Below are 21,377 nucleotides of genomic sequence, written 5' to 3'. Positions count from 1 at the left end.
TTTCACGTGAAACGGCGGCCCGGTGAAGAGGTGGGCCGTCAGTCCTCTGCTTCCCTCATCACGCGTGCCGCCTCAGGCGCCATCGTCCCGATGATGCGCTCAAGGTCGTCGATCGTCGCGAACTCCACCACGATCCGCCCCTTCCGGCGCCCAAGGTCCACCTTGACCTTGGTCTCGAAGTGGTCCGACAGCCGGTCGGCAAGGTGCGTGAGACCAGGGGCGACCGGCTTGGGCGCCCTGCGCTCCCGAGCCGGCTTCTGGGCAGCGGTGGCGCTCCCCATGGCGACGATCTCCTCCACGGCCCGTACCGAGAGGAGCTCCGCACTGATGCGCTTCGCGAGCTGGATCTGCTCCTCGACGCTGTCGAGGCCGAGCAGGGCGCGGGCATGGCCGGCGGTGATGGACCCGGCGGCCACCTTGAACTGGATCTCGGGAGGGCAGTTGAGGAGGCGCAGCGTGTTGGTGATGTGGGAACGGGACCGGCCGACCTTCTTGGCGAGCTGATCGTGCGTCGCCTGGAAGTCGTCAAGCAACTGCTGGTACGCCGCTGCCTCTTCGAGCGCGTTCAGCTGCTCACGCTGAAGGTTCTCGATCAACGCGTCCCGCAGGAGATCGGTGTCCTGGGTGTTGCGCACGATCGCGGGAACCGAATCCAGGCCAACTCGCTGGCACGCCCGCCAACGCCGCTCCCCCATGATCAGCTCGTACTGACCACCGCCGACCGGGCGCACCACGATCGGCTGCAACAGACCGACCTCACGGATGGAGGCCGCCAGCTCTTCAAGCCGCTCCTCGTCGAAGATCTCACGTGGCTGCCGCGGGTTGGGGACGATCGCGTCCAGGGCGACTTCCTTGAAGTACGCCCCGGCGATCGGCTTCGGGCCCGTCTCCGTCGTTGAACCGTTCGCGGAGGCCGGTGCCGACCCCGCGCCGTCAACGATGGGACTGGTCGGGATGAGCGCCCCGAGCCCCTTGCCCAATCCCCGCCGCTGCTGACTCACTGCGTCTCCTCATCCACCCGGTCGAATCCGGTCACCTCAGGAGAGGTTACCGTCGCCGACCCTGCCGGGTGCCCGCTCGCCACACACCGCCCCGTTGGATTTACACCGACACGGTCACGAACCTGCCCAACTCGTGACCGACAGCTCCAAGACACGCCCTGCCACCCACCCGCGGCCTCCACAACCACCCTCTCGCCACCCATCGCCGAGCGCTCCGATCGGAGAGGATCGAGACGGCCAACTGCCGCCAAGACGTGAGCGGTGACGACCAGGCAACAGCGACGAGGGTCCGAACCCAGAAGCACGGCCGGCCGACGTCCGTCCGGCAACGGGCCACCACGCTGCCATCGGCGTCCCCCGGCGGGCTCCGAACGATGGGTAACCAGACAACAGGTCCTCACGTGGCGAGCCTCCGCACGACAAGTCACCCTCCGCCAGGACGCCACCCGACCGGCCTCCACCCGACCGGCTTCCACCCGCCAGGACGCCACCCGACCGGCCTCCGCCCGCCAGGCCTCCACCCCGACCGGCCTCCACCCGACGAGCCCCCACACGGCCGGCTTCCACCCGCCAGGACGCCACGCGACCGGCCTCTACCCGACGAGCTTCCACGCGACGGGTCTCCACCGACGGGCCCGACAATCCCTCAGACGCCTCCGCCCGATGAGCCCCGACATGACGAGCCCTCAGGCAACGAGCCCCCACGCGACGGGACGTCAGGCACGACGGCCCTCATGACGGACGCTCTCGGCGGCTCCCACCCATCGATGGCACACCGACGGAACCCGCGCCACGGCGCCAGGCAGGCGGAGGCGCGGGTGACGGTCAGGCGACGGTAGCGATCAAGCGGCGGCGACGGTCACACGACAACGGCGGTCTCGACACGGCGGCCGTCAGACGACGACGGCCACCGGGCGACAGCGGCCACAAGGGCCACAAGGCCGCAGGGCGACAGCGGCCACCGGGCGACAGCGGCCGGACGGCGGCGACGGTCAGACGACGACAGCGGCCCCAGTGCCACAAGGCGAGCGGCCAGACGACCACGGCCGGACGGCGGCGACGGTCGGGAGACGGTGACGGTCAGGAGACGGTGGCGCGGTAGGCGATTTCGCGGGCGGCGTCCATGTAGGCCATCGCCCCGCTGGACCCCGGATCGTACGTCATCACCGACTGCCCGTAACTGGGCGCCTCCGACAACCGCACGCTCCGCGGGATCACCGTCTTCAGCACCGTCTCCCCGAAGTGCGACCGCACCTCTTCCGCCACCTGCGACGCCAGCCGCGTACGCCCGTCGTACATCGTCAGCACGATCGTCGAGAGCCGCAGCGTCGGGTTGAGGTGAGCCTTGATCAGGTCGACGTTCCTGAGGAGCTGGCCGAGGCCCTCCAGCGCGTAGTATTCGCACTGGATCGGGATCATGACCTCTTCCGCGGCCACCAGTGCGTTCACCGTCAGCAGCCCGAGAGACGGCGGGCAGTCGATCACGATGTAGTCGAGGTCCACCGCGTCATACGCCGCCAGCGCGCGCCGCAGGCGGGCCTCCCTGGCCACCAGCGAGACCAGCTCGATCTCCGCACCCGCCAGGTCGATGGTCGCCGGAGCGCAGTAGAGGTTCGGCATGTCCGGCACCTGCTTGACGATGTCCGCCATCGGGAGATCGTCCACGAGCACCTGGTACACGTCCGGGACATCGCCCCGGTGCTCCGTCGCCAGCGCCGTGGACGCGTTGCCCTGCGGGTCGAGGTCCACCACGAGGACGCGCTGGCCGTGCATGGACAGCGCGGCGGCGATGTTGACCGACGTCGTCGTCTTGCCCACGCCGCCCTTCTGGTTGGCCACCGCGATCACTCTGGTCTTGGACGGGCGCGGCCAGGTGCCGTTGCCGTCGCCGGAGGTCTCACCGGACTGAGCGGCCGTCGGGGTTGCAGATGTTTCACGTGAAACCACTGAGCTGAGCGCCTCTCGTACCAACGGTGATTCACCGGGGTTCAGGGGGGTCTGGGTCACGATAGCCATCCTTTCAACCGATGGTGTGCCGGTGCCGGGAGTTTGCTGTCGCGACACGCCCATTTCGGGCCAGCCAACCCCGGCTGGACTCTCGGACGGACGGCTGCCCGGCCAGCCAAGACCACTAGACGCGACTGGCACAACCGTCACCTCCTTCGTCGCCGCCTCGCTCGCTCCGGCGTGCGACCCGCTACCACCCGAACCAATGTTGCAGGCGGCTCGACCTTACCGTGCCCGACGGTCACAAGCTCGGCGGTTCGGGCTCCGCTGGCCCGCAATTGGGGCTCGGCCTCGGCGAGCTCGCCGGCGGCCCGCTCCCCCTTCATCGCGATCAGCTCGCCGCCCTCGTGGAGCAGCGGCATCGCCCACTTCAGGAGACGGTCGAGCGGCGCCACCGCGCGGGCGCTGGCGACGTCGAACTCCCGCTTGCCCGCCAGCTCCTCCGCCCGGCCGCGCAGCACCTCGACGTTGTCCAGCTTGAGCACCTCGACGCATTCCTCCAGGAACACGGTACGGCGCAGCAACGGCTCCAGCAGCGTGACCGTGATGTCCTGCCGGACGATCGCCAGCACCAGCCCCGGCAGCCCGGCGCCCGAGCCGATGTCCACCAGCCGTACGTCCGGCGGCACGGCCTCGGCCACGACCGCGCAGTTGAGCAGGTGGCGATCCCAGATCCGGGGCACCTCCCGCGGGCCCAGCAGCCCGCGGACGACACCGGGCCCCGCCAGCAGCCCGGCGAACGCGTTGGCACGCTCCCAAGCCTCCCCGGCAAAGACGTCCCGTGCTATGTCCGGCGGCTCCGGAAGCTCATCGCTCACTGGTCGGTGGCCCTTTCTTCAGGACTCATGGCCCTGGATCGGTGGGTCGGCACGGGGAACGCCGGCGTATGCCGGCGACTGGCCCGGGTTCGAGCCCGGTCTCTCCCCAAGGCTACGGGGTGAGATCACAAGGGAAGACTAGCGGGCCAGGGTGAAGGTGGCCTGTGAGCACGCCGTCTGCCCATCCGCAACGCCGCCAACTCACCGCGAATCCGGCATATGGCCCCGCACCCCGAGAAACGCGAAAGGCCGTCTACCCCGCGCACGGCGGCGGGTAGACGGCCGATCCGGATGCCGTGAGGACGTCTCAGGCGGGCAGGACCACGACGTACCGCTGCGGCTCCTCGCCCTCGGACTCGCTGCGCAGCCCGGCGGCGGCCACCGCGTCGTGGACGATCTTGCGCTCGAACGGGGTCATCGGGTGCAGCGACTTCGGCTCGCCGCGCTCCTTGACCTGACCGGCGATCTCGGTGCCCAGCTTGGTCAGCTCGGCCCTGCGGCGCTCGCGGTAACCGGCGACGTCGAGCATCAGCCTCGACCGCTCCCCCGTCTGCCGGTGCACGGCCAGACGGGTCAGCTCCTGCAGCGCCTCCAGGACCTCGCCATGGGGCCCCACGAGCTCGGTGCTCTTGAGCCCGACGACGGAGACCAGGGCGCGGTCGCCCTCCACGTCCATGTCGATGTCACCGTCGATGTCGGCGATGTCGAGCAGACCTTCGACGTAGTCGGCAGCGATCTCGCCTTCCTGCTCCAGCGCGCTGAGATCAGGAGCCTTCTCCTGCTCGGCCTCGATCATGGCCGGCCTCTCCTTCGTGTTCAAGACTTCTTGCTGCCGGTGCGCTTGCTGCGGGGCTGCCTGCTCGGCGGCTGCTTCCTAATGATCTTAGGCTCCGGTGGGGCCGGGGGGGCCTGTTCTTCCGGAGTGGTCTTGCGAAGTTTCGCCATCAGGCCGGGCTTGGACTCGACCGGGATCACGTTGCCCTTGGCGTCGTACTGCGGCATGGGGTTGCGGCTGTAGAACCAGTGCTGCTGGGCGAGCGTCCACACGTTGGTGGTGACCCAGTACAGGATCAGGCCGAGCGGGAAGCCCAGGCTGAAGAAGGCGAACAGCGGCGAGATGTACATGAGGATCTTCTGCTGCTGCGCCATGGGGTTGTCCGGCATCTGCGCGATGGAGCGGGTGACGCTCTGCCGGACGGTGAGGAACGTGGTCAGCGAGCTGATCGCGACGAAGATCGCCAGCACGATCTTGGTCTGTACGACGCCCGCGTCGAAGCCGGCGATCTCGGAGCCGGACATGTAGAAGTTGGCGGGCAGCGGCGCGCCGAAGATGTGCGCGGACCGGGCGCTGTCGACCAGTTCCTGGGTCATGCCGTACTTGGCGTGACCGTTCGCCATGTTCTGCAGCACCGTGAACATGGAGATGAAGATCGGGAACTGGGCCAGGACGGGAAGGCAGCCACCGAGCGGGTTCGCGCCCGCTCCCTGGTAGAGAGCCATGACCTCCTGGTTCATGCGCTGCTTGTCCTTGGCGTAACGCTTGCGCAGCTCTTGAACCTTGGGGGCGAGTTCCTGCATCTTCCGCGACGAGCGCATCTGCTTGAGGAAGAGCGGGAAGATCAGGATCCGCATGAACACGGTCAGCGTGATGATCGTCAACGCCCAGGTCAGCCCGCTGTCCGGGTTGAGGACCGTGCTGTATGCAGTATGGATCCAGATGATGACTTGGGCTACGGCTTGGTACAGCCAGCTCAGCCAGGACAGCTCCACCGAGCTATCTCCCTTGCGTTTCGTGGGACCGGACCGGGCGTGGGGGCACCGGGTCTATACCTCCGGGATGAAATGGGTGGCACCGCCCGATGCGCCGGACAGTCAGCCATATGCCGCGCAATGCCCCATGTACGGCAATCGCTTCGAGCCCGTAGGCACTGCACGACGGATAGAACCGGCAACGTGGACCGAGCAGCGGGCTGATGAACGCCCGGTAGAACCGGATAGGGAGAATGAGCGCGCGGGCGGCGAGGCCCGGCACCACCCCTTGCGGTTGCTCCGTCATTTCTGTCCACCCGTCGAGGACTCGCGCCGCCTGAGCAAACGATCCAGCGCGCTATCGAGTTCGGCGGCCAGGTGCTCGAATCGCGCGGACGCGGCCGGTGGATTGGCGCGTACCACAAGCAGGCTACCTCGCGGCAACCGGTCGAGACGGTCCCGCATCAGGTGTCGGAGCCGTCGTTTGACCTTGTTTCGGGTCACGGCGCCGCCTACGGCCTTGCTCACCACGAAACCCACCAGAGGTGGATCTTCCCCCGAAATAGTGAAATGCACCACAAGGGTCGGGCGACCGGCGCGCCTACCGCGCCTGACCGCCGCCTCGAACTCCTCCCCGCGTCGCATGCGGGATTCACGGGACAGCACCGTATACGTCTAACGCCCGCCGGCGAGGAACGCCGGCGGGCTGTAGTCGCGCGGGACGATCAGGCCGACAGCTTCTCGCGGCCCTTGCGGCGGCGAGCGGCGAGGATGGCGCGACCGGCCCGGGTGCGCATCCGCAGCCGGAAGCCGTGGGTCTTCGCGCGGCGACGGTTGTTCGGCTGGAAAGTACGCTTGCTCACGGGTGGGCTCCAGGCTTGATGGTGCGCCGCAAGGGCGCCTAACACACATGGGTGGCCTGCCAGGAAAGCGAGGGCACGCGAAATAGCCGTCGCGTGACAAGCCGACCGTCGTACGTTACGGGTCAGAGGGCGCTCAGGTCAAACCGGACCGGTTGTCCACCAATCCACAGGCCACTTTTCCACCGCCCGCCCCACGTCCACAAGATGTGCACTCAGGTGCCACTAGGCTGTGGACAACGTCTTGAACACCGCTGTGCACATAGATACTGTCGGGCCTTTCGGGCCCGCTCACACGCTGTGGACATCCTGTGGATCACCTGTGGAGAACGCGGGCGGGCCAGTCCGTCCCCAGGTGTGGACGAAGGGGTCGCCGAGCACCGTGGGCGACCGCGCCATGTGGACAAACGATCGCGGGGGGCCGCGAGAGGGAGGAGGGGGAACCGCACCATGAACGGTGTCGACCTCGGCACGGTATGGGCGAGGGCCCTGGGCAACTTCCTCAACGAGAACGTGCCCATCCAGCAGCGCACCTGGCTGTCGATGGTGCGGCCGATCGCCCTGGCCAACGACACGATCGTGCTCGGCGTCCCCAACGACTTCCTCAAGGATCTCATCGAGAGCAACAAGCTGCGCCCGCTGGTGACCCACGCGCTCTCCCAGGAGCTCGGCCGGACCATGCGGGTGGCCGTGATGATCGACACAGCGGCGCCCGAGCAGCCCGCCGGCGACGCTCATCAACAGCCTGTGACTCAGAGTTATCCCCAGGGTGTGGAGAGTCAGCTGCGTTATGCACAGCCCGTGCAACCGCAGCACAACCAGGCTTCCGAGCCTCCACAGTTCTATTCTCCACAGCCGGAGCAGCCCCAGATATCCACCGAATATCCACAGCAGGGCTTCTCTTTTGAACAGGCCCAGCCGTACACACCGCCTGTGGAGAAGGCGCCGGAACCGGCGCCGAACCGGTGGGAGGCGAAGAGCAACAAGCCCAGCGAACCGGCCAGACTCAATCAAAAGTACACATTTGAGACATTCGTCATCGGCGCCAGCAACCGGTTCGCCCACGCGGCGGCCGTGGCGGTCGCCGAATCGCCGGCGAAGGCCTACAACCCGCTGTTCATCTACGGCGACTCGGGGCTGGGGAAGACGCACCTGCTGCACGCGATCGGGCATTACGCCCAGAGCCTGTACGACGGCGCGCGAGTGAGATACGTGAGCTCGGAAGAGTTCACCAACGACTTCATCAACAGCATCCGCGACCACAAGGCCGACGGATTCCGCGGCCGCTATCGCGCGATCGACATCCTGCTCGTGGACGACATCCAGTTCCTGGAGGGCAAGGAGCAGACGCAGGAGGAGTTCTTCCACACCTTCAACACGCTCCACAACGCCAACAAGCAGATCGTCATCTCCAGCGACCGGGCGCCCAAGCAGCTCATCACGCTGGAGGACCGGCTGCGCAACCGGTTCGAGTGGGGCCTGATCACCGACGTGCAGCCGCCCGAGCTGGAGACCCGGATCGCCATCCTCAGGAAGAAGGCCATCCAGGAGGGCCTGGCCGCGCCGCCCGAGGTGCTCGAATACATCGCCAGCCGCATCTCCACCAACATCCGTGAGCTGGAGGGCGCGCTGATCAGGGTCACCGCGTTCGCCAGCCTCAACCGGCAGGGCGTCGACCTGCAGCTCGCCGAGGTGGTGCTGAAGGACCTGATCACCTCGGAGTCCGACACCGAGATCACCATCGCGGCGATCATGAGCGAGACCGCCCAATACTTCGGCATCAGCATCGACGACCTGTGCGGCACCTCGCGCAGCCGGGCGCTCGTCAACGCCCGGCAGATCGCGATGTACCTCGCCCGCGAGCTGACCGAGCTGTCGCTGCCGAAGATCGGCCAGCAGTTCGGCGGCCGTGACCACACCACCGTCATGCACGCCGAGCGCAAGATCCGGTCGCTCATCGCCGAGCGCAAGTCGATGTACAACCAGGTCAACGAGCTAACAATCCGCATCAAGCAGACACAGCGTGGATCTTGAAGTCATACACAGCCTGTGGAAAACACTGTGGACCAGCGGAAACGCAAAATCGGGGCGGTCGTTCACCCCACAATGCCGGGAAAAATCCGTCCACATCGGCTGGGGACAGAGGTGGGGACATCCTGGGGAGAACCTGGGGACTACCAGTGGACAACGTGTGGACAGACTGTGAACAGTCGATCTGGGGCTCCAGAAGCGCCCCTTTTACCCCGTGGATAACCTGTGGAAACCTCGTGGATAACCCCCGTCCAGCCGTGGACAGAGACACCATGATCTGGGGACGGCCTGTGGGCGAAGAATCGTCATCCCCAGGCGCGAGAGTTCTCCCCAGGCGTCACCCACACCCCCAGTGGATGAAAATAGTGGCCCTGACCAGCCAAGACGCCGGTTGTCCACAGTTTCCACAGCCCCTAGTGTGATGACCTCTTATCTCTCTAACTAAGAAACTCAAAGACCCATAGAGGGTTCTCTCGGAGCGCGAGTCCGGGAGGGTGGATCCTTGAGATCCTTCAATCAACGACGAACCCAGGAGGCTGATCACCGTGATGTTCCGAATCGAGCGAGACGTCCTCGCTGAGGCGGTGGCATGGACGGCACGCAGCCTCCCGGCGCGTCCGTCGGTGCCCGTACTCGCCGGCATGCGCCTGGAGGTCACGGAGGAGCAGCGGCTCAAGCTGTCCGGCTTCGACTACGAGGTCTCCGCGGAAGTGACACTCGAACTCCACACCGGCGAGCCCGGGGTCGTCCTGGTCTCGGGCAAGCTGCTCGCCGAGATCACGCGCGCGCTTCCCGCACAGCCTGTGGACTTCGTGGTGGACGGCGCCAAGGCCGTCGTCACGTGCGGCAGCGCGCGCTTCACCCTCCTCACCATGCCTGTGGAGGACTACCCGACCCTCCCCGCCATGCCCCCGGCCGCGGGCCGGGTCGGCAGCGACGTGTTCGCCTCCGCCGTCGCCCAGGTCGCCGTCGCCGCGGGCCGCGACGACACCCTGCCCATGCTCACGGGCGTGCGGATGGAGATCGAGGGCGACACCGTGACCCTCGCCGCCACCGACCGCTACCGGCTGGCCGTGCGCGAGCTGAAGTGGCAGCCGGGACAGCCCGACTTCGCCGCGATCGCGATGATCCCCGGCAAGACGCTCGCCGACACGGCCAAGGCCCTCGGCACGACCGGCGCCGAGGTGGAGATCGCGCTCAGCTCCGCCGGCGGCACCGGCGAGGGCATGATCGGCTTCTCCAGCGCCGGGCGGCGCACCACCACCCGTCTGCTCGACCCCGAGTTCCCGAAATACCGCTCGCTGCTGCCCACCGAGTTCTCGGCCCGCGCCGACCTGTCCACGGGCCCGTTCGTCGAGGCGGTCAAGCGCGTGGCCCTGGTCGCCGAGCGCAACACCCCCGTACGCCTGGCGTTCAAGAGCGGCGAGGTCGTGCTGGAGGCCGGCAGCGGCGACGAGGCGCAGGCCGTCGAGGCGCTCCCGGTCGACTACGAGGGCGAGGAGATGAACATCGCCTTCAACCACCAGTTCCTGCTGGAGGGGCTGGGCGCCATCGACTCCGATGTGGCCAGGCTGCAGATGACCACATCGACGAAGCCCGCTATCCTCACCGGGGGCAAGCCTGTGGAGGACCAGGCCGGCACGGACTACCGATACCTGATCATGCCCATCCGACTGTCAGGCTGAACCTGTCATCGGAGATGATGGAAGTCTGACAAGGGGGTAGACATCATGCAGATCGGCATGGTCGGGCTGGGCAAGATGGGCGGCAACATGGCCGAACGGCTGCGCCGCGGCGGTCATGAGGTCATCGGCTACGACCGGGACCCGGCGATCAGCGACGTGGCCAGCCTCAAAGAGCTCGTCGAGCGCCTGGAGGCGCCACGCGCGATCTGGGTCATGGTGCCCGCGGGCAAGGCGACCCAGACCACCATCGACGACCTCGGCGAGCTGCTCGCCGACGGCGACGTCGTGGTGGACGGCGGAAACTCCCACTATGTGGACGACCAGAAGCACGCCTCCGAGCTGGCGGGCAAGGGCATCGGGTTCGTCGACTGCGGCGTGAGCGGCGGCGTCTGGGGCCTGAAGAACGGCTACGCGCTCATGTGCGGCGGCGACAAGGCCCACATCGACCGGCTCATGCCCATCTTCGAGACGCTCAAGCCCGAGGGCGAGGACGGCTTCGTCCACGCCGGCGACGTCGGCGCCGGACACTTCGCGAAGATGGTGCACAACGGCATCGAATACGGCATGATGCAGGCCTTCGCGGAGGGCTGGGAGCTGCTGGAGGCCTCCGACGTCGTCAAAGACGTCAAGGGCTCCTTCAGCAGCTGGCGCACCGGCACCGTGATCCGCTCCTGGCTGCTCGACCTGCTGGTGCGGGCGCTCGACGACGACGAGCACCTCGAGCAGCTGCGCGGTTACGCACAAGACTCCGGCGAGGGCCGGTGGACGGTGCAGGCCGCCGTCGACCACGCGGTGCCGCTGCCGGTCATCACGGCCGCGCTCTACGCCAGGTTCGCCTCGCGCCAGGACGACTCCCCCGCGATGAAGGTGGTCGCGGCGCTGCGCAACCAGTTCGGCGGCCACGCCATCACCTCGGCGGAGGGCAGCACGGGCAAGGGCGCCGACGCGCCGGGCGCCGACGTCACGCCGCCGCGCGAGGCCGACCGCTGAGCCGAGCCGGTGGGAGTGAGCCGGACGGCGTGAGCTCTGCGGCATGAGTTCCGCGGGCGTGAGCCGGACGGCGAGGCCCGGGGCCGCCGCGTGAGGGCGCGCGCAGGCCCGGGCGCCGAGGGCGCCAGACCGGCGGACGCGCGCCGGTCCGGACCGTACGGCGGGGTTATCCACAGCGCCGGGGTTTTTCCACAAGAGCGCATGCCGGTGACCCAAGTGACCCGCGAGGCCCACTAACCTTCGTGGGGTGCATGTCGCCCACCTCTCGCTGACCGACTTCCGGTCCTACGCGTCCGTGGAGCTCGGCCTGGAGCCGGGCGTCACGGCGTTCGTCGGGCCCAACGGCCAGGGCAAGACCAACCTGGTCGAGGCCCTCGGCTACGTCGCGACGCACTCCAGCCACCGGGTGGCGAGCGACGCGCCGCTCGTGCGGCAGGGGGCCGCGCGGGCGATCGTGCGCTGCGCCGTCCAGCGTGACGACCGGCGGGCGCTCATCGAGCTGGAGATCAACCCGGGCCGGGCCAACCGCGCCCGGCTCAACCGCTCCCCCGTGTCCAGGGCCCGCGACGTGGTCGGGCTGCTGCGCACGGTGCTGTTCGCCCCCGAGGACCTGGCGCTCGCCAAGGGCGACCCGTCCGAGCGCCGCCGCTTCCTCGACGAGCTGCTGGTGTCCAGGACACCCAGGTTCGCCGGCGTGCGCGCCGACTACGACCGGGTGCTGAAGCAGCGCGGAGCCCTGCTGCGCACGGCCGCGCAGGCCCGCAGGGGCAGCAGGAGCCCCCGGCGGCAGGAGGGCGACAGCGGGTTCGCCGCGGCGGGCGCGGGCGACGTGCTGAGCACCCTGGAGGTCTGGGACGCCCACCTCGCCAGGCACGGCGCGGAGTTGCTGCGCGGGCGGCTGGAGCTCATCGAGGCGCTGCGCCCGCTGGTGGCCGGGGCCTACGCCGCGCTCGCCCCGTCGAGCGCCCCCGCGACGCTGGCCTACCGCAGCACGTTGTCCACAGGTGGGGACAACGACGACGGTGTCCAGGAGGGCGAAGTCCCCGGTGAGCGGGGATCTTTCGATACACAGACGTTATCCACAGACTTGGGGAAAACCCTTGAAGAGCGTCTGCGGGAGCGGCTATTGGAGGTCCGCCAGTCGGAGCTCGAACGAGGGGTCACGCTCGTCGGCCCGCACCGCGACGATCTGCTGCTCGGGCTCGGCGATCTGCCCGCCCGGGGCTACGCCAGCCACGGGGAGTCGTGGTCGTTCGCGCTGGCGCTGCGGCTGGCGGCGTACGACCTGCTGCGGGCCGACGGCGGCGATCCCGTGCTGATCCTCGACGACGTGTTCGCCGAGCTCGACAGCCAGCGCAGGCGGCGGCTGGCCGAGATCGTCGGGCCGGCCGAGCAGGTGCTCATCACGGCTGCCGTGCCCGACGACGTGCCCCCGGAGCTGGTGGGAGGAAGATTCGACGTCGCCGAAGGGAGTGTGACCCGTGTCCGCTGACCGACCACACCCCGCGGAGGGCTTCCCACCCGGCACGCGGGGCGGGGGCGCCCGTCCACAGGCCCAGGCTCCGGGCGGCCGCGCCCCGGGCCGTCCACAGGCTGTGGGGTCCGAGGGGCGTGCCCCCGGTGATCTCCCGGGAGGCCGGGTGTCCGGTGATCCCAGGAGGGCGGGCGGTCCACAGGCTGTGGGCCCGCGCGGTGGACAGGCCGCGCAGGAGGCCGCCGGTCCGACCGGCGCGCCCCCGGCCCCAGGCGCGTCCCCAAGGGCGTCCTCGGCCCCAGGCGCGTCCCCGGCTCCCGGCGCATCGGCGTCGGTCGGCGGGCCGGCGTCGGTCGGCGGGCCGGCGGCCTCCGGGGTGTCCCCGGCTCCCGGCGCATCGGCCGCGGGCGGCGCGTCGGCGGCGCCTGGGGGTTCCGGGCCGGCCGCGGCGGCGGCCAAGGGGGCGAGCTCGACGGCCCGGGGCGTCGCGCTGGCCAGGGAGAAGCTCGCCCAGGCCAAGGCCGACGCCGCCAAGCGCGGCCAGCTCCCCCGCCGCGAGCCCCGGCGCAAGGCCGCCGGCCCGCGCAGGGGAAGCGGCGACCCGCAGCTCTTCGGGCGCGCGATCGCCGACCTGCTGGCCGACCGCGGCTGGGAGCGGCCGGCGGCCGTCGGCGCGGTGTTCGGCCGCTGGGTCGAGATCGTGGGCCCCGACCTGGCCGCCCACACCAAGCCGGAGTCGTTCGACGACGGGGAAGTGCTGATCCTGGCCGACTCGACGGCCTGGGCGACGCAGGTCAGGCTGCTCGCGCGCACCCTCGTGCGCAGGCTGAACGAGGAGCTCGGCGACGGCACCGTGACGAAGGTCAAGGTCAGGGGCCCGCAGAACGCGCCGCGTCCGTCAGGGGGATTGCGGGTGACCGGAAGCCGGGGTCCCGGCGACACCTACGGGTAGCCCCCCGGCACCGGCCCGGAGCAGGCGCTCGCGCTGCCGCGGTTGGGCGCCGGGGGCGACCAGAAAGCCACAGACGCGATAAGCCCCCTTTCCGGAGGGGGGATGCTTGCCAGGGGGGCAAAACGAGCTAGAGGGCACCACAGGCGCGTTCATTGCCACCTTGGCCCTCCGGAAGCGGTAGAATGAAAAAGGATTCCGGACACGTCCGCTTGCGTGTCACCCCGGCAGCAAGCCGACTCCCCTGGGTGACCGCGCATCGGGGCACTCACGACGGTGACGGGCACGGCAGGGGCAGCTTCGCTAGTTGATCGCCTCCCCCGCCGCGTGTCCGCGGCAGGAGGATTTCGCAGTTGTCCTACGACGCTAGCTCAATCACCGTACTCGAGGGGCTTGAGGCGGTTCGCAAGCGCCCGGGTATGTATATCGGCTCCACCGGTGAGCGCGGCCTGCACCACCTCGTCCAGGAGATCGTGGACAACGCGGTGGACGAGGCCCTGGCCGGTTACGCCACCAGGATCGACGTCACGCTGCTCGCCGACAACGGCGTGCGCGTGGTCGACAACGGGCGCGGCATCCCCACAGGCATCCACCCGGTGGAGAAGCGCTCCGCCGTCGAGGTCGTGCTGACCACGCTGCACGCGGGCGGCAAGTTCGACAGCCAGTCCTACGCGGTCTCGGGCGGCCTGCACGGCGTCGGCTCGGCCGTCGTCAACGCGCTGTCCACCGCCCTGGAGGTGGAGGTCAAGCAGAACGGCCACTACTGGCGCCAGCGTTTCGAGATGTCCAAGCCCACGGCCCCCCTGGCCAAGGGCGAGGAGACCGACGAGACGGGCACCACGGTCACGTTCTGGCCCGACCCCGACATCTTCGAGACCACGACGTGGAACTACGAGACGCTCTCGCGGCGCTTCCAGGAGATGGCCTTCCTCAACAAGGGCCTGACGATCACGCTGACCGACGAGCGTCCCGACCACATCAACGGCGAGCCGCACTCGGTCACCTACCACTACGAGGGCGGCCTGTCCGACTTCGTCCAGCACCTCAACGCCAAGAAGGAGCCGGCGCACGCGTCGATCATCTCCTTCGAGGAGGAGGGCGACGGGCTGGCCGTCGACATCGCGATGCAGTGGAACAACTCCTACTCGGAGTCCGTCTACAGCTTCGCCAACGTCATCAACACCGCCGAGGGCGGCACCCACGAGGAGGGCTTCCGCGCGGCGCTGACGTCGATCGTCAACCGCTACGCGCGCGAGCAGAAGTTCCTCAAGGAGGGCAAGGACGACAACCTCTCGGGCGAAGACGTCCGCGAGGGGCTGACCGCGATCATCTCCGTCAAGCTCTCCGACCCGCAGTTCGAGGGCCAGACCAAGACCAAGCTCGGCAACACCGAGGCGAAGTCGTTCGTCCAGAAGGCCTGCAACGACCACCTGCGCGACTGGTTCGAGCGCAACCCGGGCGAGGCCAAGGACATCATCAACAAGTCCCTCCAGGCCTCGCGCGCCCGCATCGCCGCCCGCCAGGCGCGCGACCTGACCCGGCGCAAGTCGCTGCTGGAGTCGGGCAGCGGGCTGCCGGGCAAGCTGGCCGACTGCCAGTGGAACGACCCGGAGAAGTGCGAGCTGTTCATCGTCGAGGGCGACTCGGCCGGCGGCTCGGCCAAGGGCGGCCGCGACTCGCGCTTCCAGGCCATCCTGCCCATCCGCGGCAAGATCCTCAACGTCGAGAAGGCGCGGATCGACAAGGTCCTGAAGAACAACGAGGTCCAGGCGCTGATCACGGCCCTGGGCACCGGCGTGCACGACGAGTTCGACATCGCCAGGCTGCGCTACCACAAGGTCATCCTGATGGCCGACGCCGACGTCGACGGCCAGCACATCAACACGCTGCTGCTGACGCTGCTGTTCAGGTTCATGAGGCCGCTGATCGAGGCCGGTCACGTCTACCTGTCGTGCCCGCCGCTCTACAAGATCAAGTGGGACCGCAAGGGCGAGGACGCCTCCTACGCCTACTCCGACTCCGAGCGCGACGCCGTGATCGCCGAGGGCATCAGCAACGGCAAGCCCGACCCGCGGCCGCGGGACAACGTACAACGCTTCAAGGGTCTGGGCGAGATGAACGCCGGCCAGCTCTGGGAGACCACCATGAACCCGGAGACCCGGCTGCTGCGCCTGGTCACGCTCGACGACGCGGCGCAGGCGGACGACCTGTTCAGCGTGCTGATGGGCGAGGACGTGGAGGCGCGGCGCGACTTCATCATCCGCAACGCGCGCGACGTTCGCTTCCTCGATGTTTAAGAAGGACCTACACCTGTGACGGACGTGAACACCACTCCCCCGGCCGACCGCATCGAGCCTGTGGACATCCAGTCCGAGATGCAGCGCAGCTACATGGACTACGCGATGTCCGTCATCGTGTCCAGGGCGCTGCCGGACGTGCGCGACGGTCTCAAGCCGGTGCACCGGCGGGTGCTCTACGCGATGTACGACGGGGGCTACCGTCCCGACCGCGGCTACTTCAAGTGCGCCCGCGTCGTCGGCGACGTGATGGGCACCTACCACCCCCACGGCGACACCTCGATCTACGACGCGCTGGTACGCCTGGCGCAGCACTGGTCGCTGCGATACCCGCTGGTCGACGGGCAGGGCAACTTCGGCTCGCCCGGCAACGACCCGGCGGCGGCGATGCGCTACACCGAGTGCAAGCTCGCGCCCATCGCCATGGAGATGCTGCGCGACATCGACAAGGACACCGTCGACTTCCGCCCCAACTACGACGGCAAGTCGCAGGAGCCCGACGTCCTGCCCTCGCGCTTCCCCCAGTTGCTGGTCAACGGCTCCGGCGGCATCGCCGTCGGCATGGCCACCAACATCCCGCCGCACAACCTGCGCGAGGTCTCCTCGGCGGTCAAGTGGTACCTCGAGAACCCCGAGGCCACCGACGACGAGCTGCTCGAAGCCTCGATCAAGCTGGTCAAGGGCCCGGACTTCCCGACCAAGGCGCTCATCGTGGGCCGGCGGGGCATCGAGGACGCCTACCGCACCGGCCGCGGCTCGATCACCATGCGCGCCGTGGTCGAGGTCGAGGAGGACAAGGGGCGGCAGGCTCTGGTCGTCACCGAGCTGCCGTACCAGGTCAACCCCGACAACCTGGCCCTGAAGATCGCCGAGCTGGTGCGTGAGGGCAAGCTCACCGGCATCGCCGACGTGCGTGACGAGAGCTCCTCGCGGGTGGGGCAGCGCCTGGTCATCGTGCTCAAGCGCGACGCGGTCGCCAAGGTCGTGCTCAACAACCTCTACAAGCACACCCAGCTCCAGGACACCTTCGGCGCCAACATGCTGGCGCTGGTGGACGGCGTGCCGCGCACGCTCCGGCTCGACCAGTTCATCCGCCACTACGTGGCGCACCAGGTCGAGGTCATCGTCCGCCGGACGCGCTACCTGCTGCGCAAGGCCGAGGAGCGCGCCCACATCCTGCGCGCGCTGCTGAAGGCCCTGGAGCGCCTCGACGACGTCATCGCGCTGATCCGCGCCTCCGAGTCCGCCTCGGCCGCCCAGCAGGGCCTCATGGCGCTGCTGGACATCGACGAGGTGCAGGCGCAGGCCATCCTCGACATGCAGCTGCGCAAGCTGGCCGCCCTGGAGCGGCAGGCCATCCAGGACGAATACGACGCCCTGATGGCACAGATCGCCGAGTACAACGCGATCCTGGCCAGCGAGAGCCGTCAGCGGGAGATCATCAACGAGGAGCTGACCGAGATCGTCAACCGTTACGGTGACGAGCGGCAGACCGAGATCATCGCCTACGACGGCGACATGTCGATCGAGGACCTCATCGCCGAGGAAGAGATCGTCGTCACGATCACGCGGGGCGGTTACGCCAAGCGCACCCGTACCGACCTCTACCGGGCGCAGAAGCGCGGCGGCAAGGGGGTGCGCGGCGCTCAGCTGCGCCAGGACGACATCGTCGACCACTTCTTCGTCACCACGACGCACCACTGGCTGCTGTTCTTCACGAACAAGGGCCGGGTCTACCGCGTCAAGGCCTACGAGCTGCCGGACGCCGGCCGTGACGCCCGGGGCATGCATCTGGCGAACCTTCTGGCCATGCAGCCCGACGAAACAGTCATGGAGGTTCTCGACCTACGCGACTACAACGTCGCCCCCTACCTCGTCCTGGCCACGCGCAGCGGCCTGGTCAAGAAGACACGCCTGTCGGAGTACGACTCCCCCAGGTCCGGCGGTCTGATCGCGATCAACCTGCGCGAGGACGACGAGGTCATCGGAGCCCGCCTGGTCTCCGAGTCCGACGACCTGCTGCTCGTCTCCAAGGGCGCGCAGTCGATCCGCTTCACCGCCTCCGACGATGCCCTGCGCCCCATGGGGCGGGCGACCAGCGGTGTCATCGGCATGAGGTTCCTCGAAGGTGACGAACTTCTCGCCATGAATCGGATCGCAGACGGTCAAGATGTGCTTATCGCCACGAAGGCTGGGTACGCAAAACGGACGCCAGTGGAGCAGTATCCAGTTCAAGGACGTGGCGGTAGAGGCGTGCTGACTGCGAAGATCGTATCTTCCCGTGGCAAGCTGGTCGGAGCCGTCATGGTCAACCCAGAGGACGAGGTCTTCGCGATCACGTCAGCCGGCGGGGTGATCCGGACGAGTGCCGGAGAGATCAAGCAGTCCGGCCGCCAGACCATGGGAGTGCGATTGATGAATCTCGCTGAAGGCGACAGCGTGGTGGCCCTCGCCCGCAACGCCGAGTCCATGGAGACTTCGGTGGAGAATGAGGAAGACGGGGGAGGAGAGTAGCTCATGAGCGCCCAGGGTGGCACCGCCAGGGCCAAGGCGGCTTCGGGTAACGGACAGCAGCCGAAGAAGCCCACAGAATCCGAGATGTTCGACGCGGTCGACGAAGGCCGTGACACCTCACCCGCGCAGGGCAGGCCCCTGCCGGGCAAGGAGGACAACAAGCCTTCGCCGCCGTCCCAATCCGGCCCGCACGCTTCCTCCGCCCCGCCCATGATGCCTGGTTCGCCCCAGGCCGGGCAGCAGCCGGAGGGCAACGAGACGGTCCGCCTGCGCCCGTCGCTGGCCACCGAGGCCCCGCCGGCCGTCGAGCTGCCCGGCAGCGGCAAGAAGAAGTCGTCGGGCTCCTCGGGGGGCCGGCTGCCCCGCAAGGCCCACCTGGTCCTGCGCCGCGTCGAGCCGTGGTCGGCCATGAAGTTCAGCTTCGTGGTCTCCCTCGTGTGCTTCGTGGTGCTGTTCGTGGCGGTGGCCGTCCTGTATGGCGTGCTGTCGGCCCTGGGCGTCTTCGACTCGATCGTCAACCTGGTCAACCAGCTCGGCCAGGGCGAGCAGGGCCAGAACTCGATCTCGATCGACATCGCCTCCTGGTTCGAGCCCGTACGGATCCTCGGCTACACGGCCCTGATCGGCGCCGTGAACGTCGTGCTGATCACCGCCCTGTCGACGCTGGGGGCGGTCATCTACAACATCGCCTCCGACCTCGTGGGCGGCGTCGAGGTGACCTTCAGCGAGGCCGAGTAACCCGGCGCTCGCGCCGTTCCCGCGAGGGCGAGGACGGCGCGAGCAGTCCGCGGAAGGCGGTAAGCTTTTCTCGTCCCGAACAACCGGTTCGCCTCCCCGAGGCGGATGCGATAACGTTCGGGGTGCGAGCGGGGCTATAGCTCAGTCGGTTAGAGCGCTTCCCTGATAAGGAAGAGGTCCCAGGTTCAAGTCCTGGTAGCCCCACCCAGCTAGAAGGCCGTTTCCGAGGATCGGAAGCGGCCTTTGTACTCTCCCGAGTGTCTAACTGCGTGACTAGCCTCCCCGAAACGGGAGTGATGTACGACAGCAGAGCCCTGTCTGAGGGACCTCGTCATGGCAGAGATCAACTGGCATGTGATCAACAACGGATTAGATTTCCTCAAGAGCTCAGTCGAACTGCTCGCAGATGGTAGCGAGCGGGACGCTAAGTACGCGGCACTGCACCCTGAGCGCAAGCTTCGAGACCTTGCTCAAGGCCCGCCTGGCGCGTGAGCATTGGAGTCTCGTTGTGGCCGACCTCCGTGAGGCTCAGCGAGCGAAGTACGAGATTGGCGACTTCAAGAGCGTCACTATCGACCAGGCGTTGGATCGCCTAGTGAACATCGCGAACGTGACGATCTCGGACAAAGACCTACGGCGAATCAAGGGGTTGAACCGAGTCCGTAACCAGGTCGCTCACTTCGCCCTCTTGTCGGACAACAACCCTTTGGCGATCAAGGCTACGGTGGCCCCAGCTATGGAGGCACTGCTGCGCTTCATCGAGAGGGAGTTGGCCCCGGGCGCTCCTGATGAGGAGCGTAGGCTCATAAGCCGCACGTACAGAAGCGTCATGGAGCAAGTGCGCACGATCGAAGTGATGGTTCGTGAGCTCTTGAACAGCTTGAAGCCTGCGATTGCCGAAGCCGACATCCCCGTGGTCAAGTGTCCGGAGTGTATGCAGGACACGTTCCTGTTGGAGGGGAAAGGCCGCTGCCTGTTCTGCTCATACTCTCCAATCGGAATCGTCTCAGCAGAGGCGTATGTGGAGAACGTCCTCGGAAAGTCGCGGTATCGAGCGGTGAAGCATGGTGGTGAGCGGCCTGTGTCCAACTGCCACTGGTGTGGGGAGGAAGCGTTGGTCCACGGCCTTCAGGCCACCGCAACAGTTGATGCGGCCCACGGCTGCTTCGAGTGCGGTTACTTCGGCGACTATCAGGATCTGGAACGATGCACTAGCTGCCGTGAATGGATGTCAGCAGATCGCGATGGCCTCACTGATGTGATCTCAACGAATTGCCGGTAGGTAATTGTGCTCGAAGTGGGTGAGGACAAGCGCCGCGCGGGCGATGTCGCCGATTCTGCTCGGGCTGACGGTGATGTGCTGGAGAGTCCGCCAGCGGCCTTTGAGCAGGGCGAATCCGCGCTCGCCGAGACAGCGCAGGGCTCGTAGAAGCCGGTTGTAGGTGCGGTTGTCCGGGCTGAGGATCTGGTTGCCTTCGGGCTGTTTGATCGGTGTGTGGATGCCGATTCCGGCGCCGTCGTAGCCGCTGTCGGCGAGGGTCGGCAGGCCGTGTGCGGCTGCGGCGTACAGCGCACCCAGAACGTGAGCTCGGGCGGCGGTGAGGTCGTGGACCGAGCCGGGTTCGACCTCGGCGATCCACAGCGGCAGCCCGTCAGGTGCCGAGAGCGCTTGCAGGTTGCCGGCGTGCTGGTGGGCCTTGCCCGAGTACCAGGCGTCGATGGGTTCGCCCTTGACGCTGACGGTCTGCTCGGCGCAGCGGTCGATGGAGATCAGGGTGCCATCGAGGATCACGTACGCCAGCCCTTCAGCGTGTGCGCGCTCGAGGGCTTGAGACAGATCCGGTGCTTGAGCTGCGAGGACCTCGATTCCCTCGTGGATGTAGCGGTAGGCGGTGGCCCGGGAGACGCGATGGTCACGTCCGAGCTTGGGAACGTCGTGCTCACCGCGGAACCAGCGCACCACCATGACCGCCTGCCGGAATGGGCTCAAGACCCGGCTGCCTTTCGGGGTGCCACGCAGGCGGCGTTCTTCGTGCAGGAGGCGGGCGACGTACTGAACGAGTGCGCGGGAGACGTCGAGCGTGGCACGATGAGCAATCACGTGGAGCCTTCCGGCCGGTTGAGCGTCTTGTGGTGAGAGCTCTTTTACCGGGGGCTCCACGCCTGTTTCCGGCCTTCGGCGACTCCTCCCGAAAGGCCCGGAACGTCGGCAACGACGTCCAAGAAATCCCAAACGTCCGAACTATTTTGCTGAGATCACCTCA

At 67.8% G+C, this 21,377-nt stretch carries 19 protein-coding genes and 1 tRNA gene; 11 read left to right on the top strand and 9 right to left on the bottom strand.

Translation table 11 applies throughout. The annotated features are described in order from the left end of the window. Positions 1 to 38 precede the first annotated feature (38 nt). The 8 genes from IO39_RS01840 to rpmH all read right to left on the bottom strand — a co-directional run bounded on the left by IO39_RS01840 (position 39) and on the right by rpmH (position 6,438). The gene (locus IO39_RS01840; protein WP_043614912.1) at positions 39 to 1,001 is read right to left on the bottom strand and encodes a ParB/RepB/Spo0J family partition protein; all 963 of its coding nucleotides are present in this window, start codon (positions 999 to 1,001) and stop codon (positions 39 to 41) included. A gap of 1,080 nt (positions 1,002 to 2,081) precedes the next feature. Continuing rightward, positions 2,082 to 3,017: a ParA family protein gene (locus IO39_RS01835; protein ID WP_211266862.1), complete on the bottom strand. Its 936-nt coding sequence runs from the start codon at positions 3,015 to 3,017 to the stop codon at positions 2,082 to 2,084. Between the two features lie 137 nt (positions 3,018 to 3,154). Next, positions 3,155 to 3,826, bottom strand: coding sequence for a 16S rRNA (guanine(527)-N(7))-methyltransferase RsmG (gene rsmG / locus IO39_RS01830; RefSeq protein ID WP_043614905.1), 672 nt, complete (start codon positions 3,824 to 3,826; stop codon positions 3,155 to 3,157). 307 nt (positions 3,827 to 4,133) lie between these two features. Then, complete coding sequence (locus IO39_RS01825) at positions 4,134 to 4,622, bottom strand: Jag family protein (protein ID WP_043614902.1); 489 nt, start codon at positions 4,620 to 4,622, stop codon at positions 4,134 to 4,136. A 20-nt stretch (positions 4,623 to 4,642) separates the two neighbouring features. Then, positions 4,643 to 5,596: a membrane protein insertase YidC gene (gene yidC, locus IO39_RS01820; RefSeq protein ID WP_052422338.1), complete on the bottom strand. Its 954-nt coding sequence runs from the start codon at positions 5,594 to 5,596 to the stop codon at positions 4,643 to 4,645. A gap of 4 nt (positions 5,597 to 5,600) precedes the next feature. Then, the gene (gene yidD / locus IO39_RS52150) at positions 5,601 to 5,882 is read right to left on the bottom strand and encodes a membrane protein insertion efficiency factor YidD (RefSeq protein ID WP_084772105.1); all 282 of its coding nucleotides are present in this window, start codon (positions 5,880 to 5,882) and stop codon (positions 5,601 to 5,603) included. After that, the gene (gene rnpA, locus IO39_RS52145) at positions 5,879 to 6,241 is read right to left on the bottom strand and encodes a ribonuclease P protein component (RefSeq protein WP_084772102.1); all 363 of its coding nucleotides are present in this window, start codon (positions 6,239 to 6,241) and stop codon (positions 5,879 to 5,881) included. The genes yidD and rnpA overlap by 4 nt, the downstream gene beginning before the upstream one ends. Positions 6,242 to 6,300: 59 nt before the next feature. Then, the gene (gene rpmH, locus IO39_RS01815) at positions 6,301 to 6,438 is read right to left on the bottom strand and encodes a 50S ribosomal protein L34 (protein WP_043614899.1); all 138 of its coding nucleotides are present in this window, start codon (positions 6,436 to 6,438) and stop codon (positions 6,301 to 6,303) included. A gap of 447 nt (positions 6,439 to 6,885) precedes the next feature. On the opposite strand from rpmH, the gene dnaA reads away from it, so the two are divergent. The 11 genes from dnaA to IO39_RS01765 all read left to right on the top strand — a co-directional run bounded on the left by dnaA (position 6,886) and on the right by IO39_RS01765 (position 20,395). Further along, positions 6,886 to 8,469 (top strand): chromosomal replication initiator protein DnaA, encoded by a 1,584-nt coding sequence (dnaA, locus tag IO39_RS01810; protein ID WP_043614896.1) that lies wholly within the window; start codon positions 6,886 to 6,888, stop codon positions 8,467 to 8,469. A 542-nt stretch (positions 8,470 to 9,011) separates the two neighbouring features. Then, entirely contained in the window at positions 9,012 to 10,151 is a 1,140-nt protein-coding gene (dnaN, locus tag IO39_RS01805) for a DNA polymerase III subunit beta (RefSeq protein ID WP_043614893.1), read from the top strand. Positions 10,152 to 10,196: 45 nt separating this feature from the next. Beyond that, complete coding sequence (gnd, locus tag IO39_RS01800; RefSeq protein ID WP_043614889.1) at positions 10,197 to 11,141, top strand: phosphogluconate dehydrogenase (NAD(+)-dependent, decarboxylating); 945 nt, start codon at positions 10,197 to 10,199, stop codon at positions 11,139 to 11,141. Between the two features lie 247 nt (positions 11,142 to 11,388). Beyond that, positions 11,389 to 12,633 carry a DNA replication/repair protein RecF gene (gene recF / locus IO39_RS01795; RefSeq protein WP_043614887.1) on the top strand — a complete coding sequence of 415 codons (1,245 nt, stop codon included), beginning with the start codon at positions 11,389 to 11,391 and terminating at the stop codon, positions 12,631 to 12,633. A gap of 358 nt (positions 12,634 to 12,991) precedes the next feature. Further along, the gene (locus IO39_RS01790; RefSeq protein ID WP_245641767.1) at positions 12,992 to 13,567 is read left to right on the top strand and encodes a DciA family protein; all 576 of its coding nucleotides are present in this window, start codon (positions 12,992 to 12,994) and stop codon (positions 13,565 to 13,567) included. Between the two features lie 350 nt (positions 13,568 to 13,917). After that, on the top strand, positions 13,918 to 15,861 hold the full coding sequence (gene gyrB / locus IO39_RS01785; protein ID WP_084772100.1) for a DNA topoisomerase (ATP-hydrolyzing) subunit B: 1,944 nt from the start codon (positions 13,918 to 13,920) through the stop codon (positions 15,859 to 15,861). Positions 15,862 to 15,876: 15 nt separating this feature from the next. Continuing rightward, entirely contained in the window at positions 15,877 to 18,375 is a 2,499-nt protein-coding gene (gyrA, locus tag IO39_RS01780; RefSeq protein WP_043614882.1) for a DNA gyrase subunit A, read from the top strand. Positions 18,376 to 18,378: 3 nt separating this feature from the next. Then, positions 18,379 to 19,113 (top strand): DUF3566 domain-containing protein, encoded by a 735-nt coding sequence (locus IO39_RS01775; protein WP_043614879.1) that lies wholly within the window; start codon positions 18,379 to 18,381, stop codon positions 19,111 to 19,113. A 130-nt stretch (positions 19,114 to 19,243) separates the two neighbouring features. Beyond that, positions 19,244 to 19,317 (top strand) — tRNA-Ile (locus IO39_RS01770). 129 nt (positions 19,318 to 19,446) lie between these two features. Next, positions 19,447 to 19,605 (top strand): hypothetical protein, encoded by a 159-nt coding sequence (locus IO39_RS54055; protein ID WP_157547818.1) that lies wholly within the window; start codon positions 19,447 to 19,449, stop codon positions 19,603 to 19,605. 16 nt (positions 19,606 to 19,621) lie between these two features. Continuing rightward, complete coding sequence (locus IO39_RS01765) at positions 19,622 to 20,395, top strand: hypothetical protein (protein ID WP_157547816.1); 774 nt, start codon at positions 19,622 to 19,624, stop codon at positions 20,393 to 20,395. On the opposite strand, the gene IO39_RS01760 is transcribed toward IO39_RS01765, so the two are convergent. After that, positions 20,378 to 21,214: a transposase family protein gene (locus IO39_RS01760; protein WP_043614874.1), complete on the bottom strand. Its 837-nt coding sequence runs from the start codon at positions 21,212 to 21,214 to the stop codon at positions 20,378 to 20,380. The genes IO39_RS01765 and IO39_RS01760 overlap by 18 nt on opposite strands. Positions 21,215 to 21,377: the final 163 nt, after the last annotated feature.

It is taken from the genome of Nonomuraea candida (genome assembly GCF_000725485.1).
In the GTDB taxonomy this organism is placed as follows: Bacteria; Actinomycetota; Actinomycetes; order Streptosporangiales; family Streptosporangiaceae; genus Nonomuraea; species Nonomuraea candida.
Note: the sequence above shows the minus strand (reverse complement) of the source record. Positions and strands in the feature narration are given on the sequence as shown.

Coding starts and splice junctions, on each gene's coding strand:
- IO39_RS01835 (WP_211266862.1), bottom strand. CDS start 3,017: ATGGCTATCGTGACCCAGACCCCCCTGAACCCCGGTGAATCACCGTTG.
- IO39_RS01825 (WP_043614902.1), bottom strand. CDS start 4,622: ATGATCGAGGCCGAGCAGGAGAAGGCTCCTGATCTCAGCGCGCTGGAG.
- yidD (WP_084772105.1), bottom strand. CDS start 5,882: ATGACGGAGCAACCGCAAGGGGTGGTGCCGGGCCTCGCCGCCCGCGCG.
- dnaA (WP_043614896.1), top strand. CDS start 6,886: ATGAACGGTGTCGACCTCGGCACGGTATGGGCGAGGGCCCTGGGCAAC.
- gnd (WP_043614889.1), top strand. CDS start 10,197: ATGCAGATCGGCATGGTCGGGCTGGGCAAGATGGGCGGCAACATGGCC.
- IO39_RS01775 (WP_043614879.1), top strand. CDS start 18,379: ATGAGCGCCCAGGGTGGCACCGCCAGGGCCAAGGCGGCTTCGGGTAAC.
- IO39_RS54055 (WP_157547818.1), top strand. CDS start 19,447: ATGGCAGAGATCAACTGGCATGTGATCAACAACGGATTAGATTTCCTC.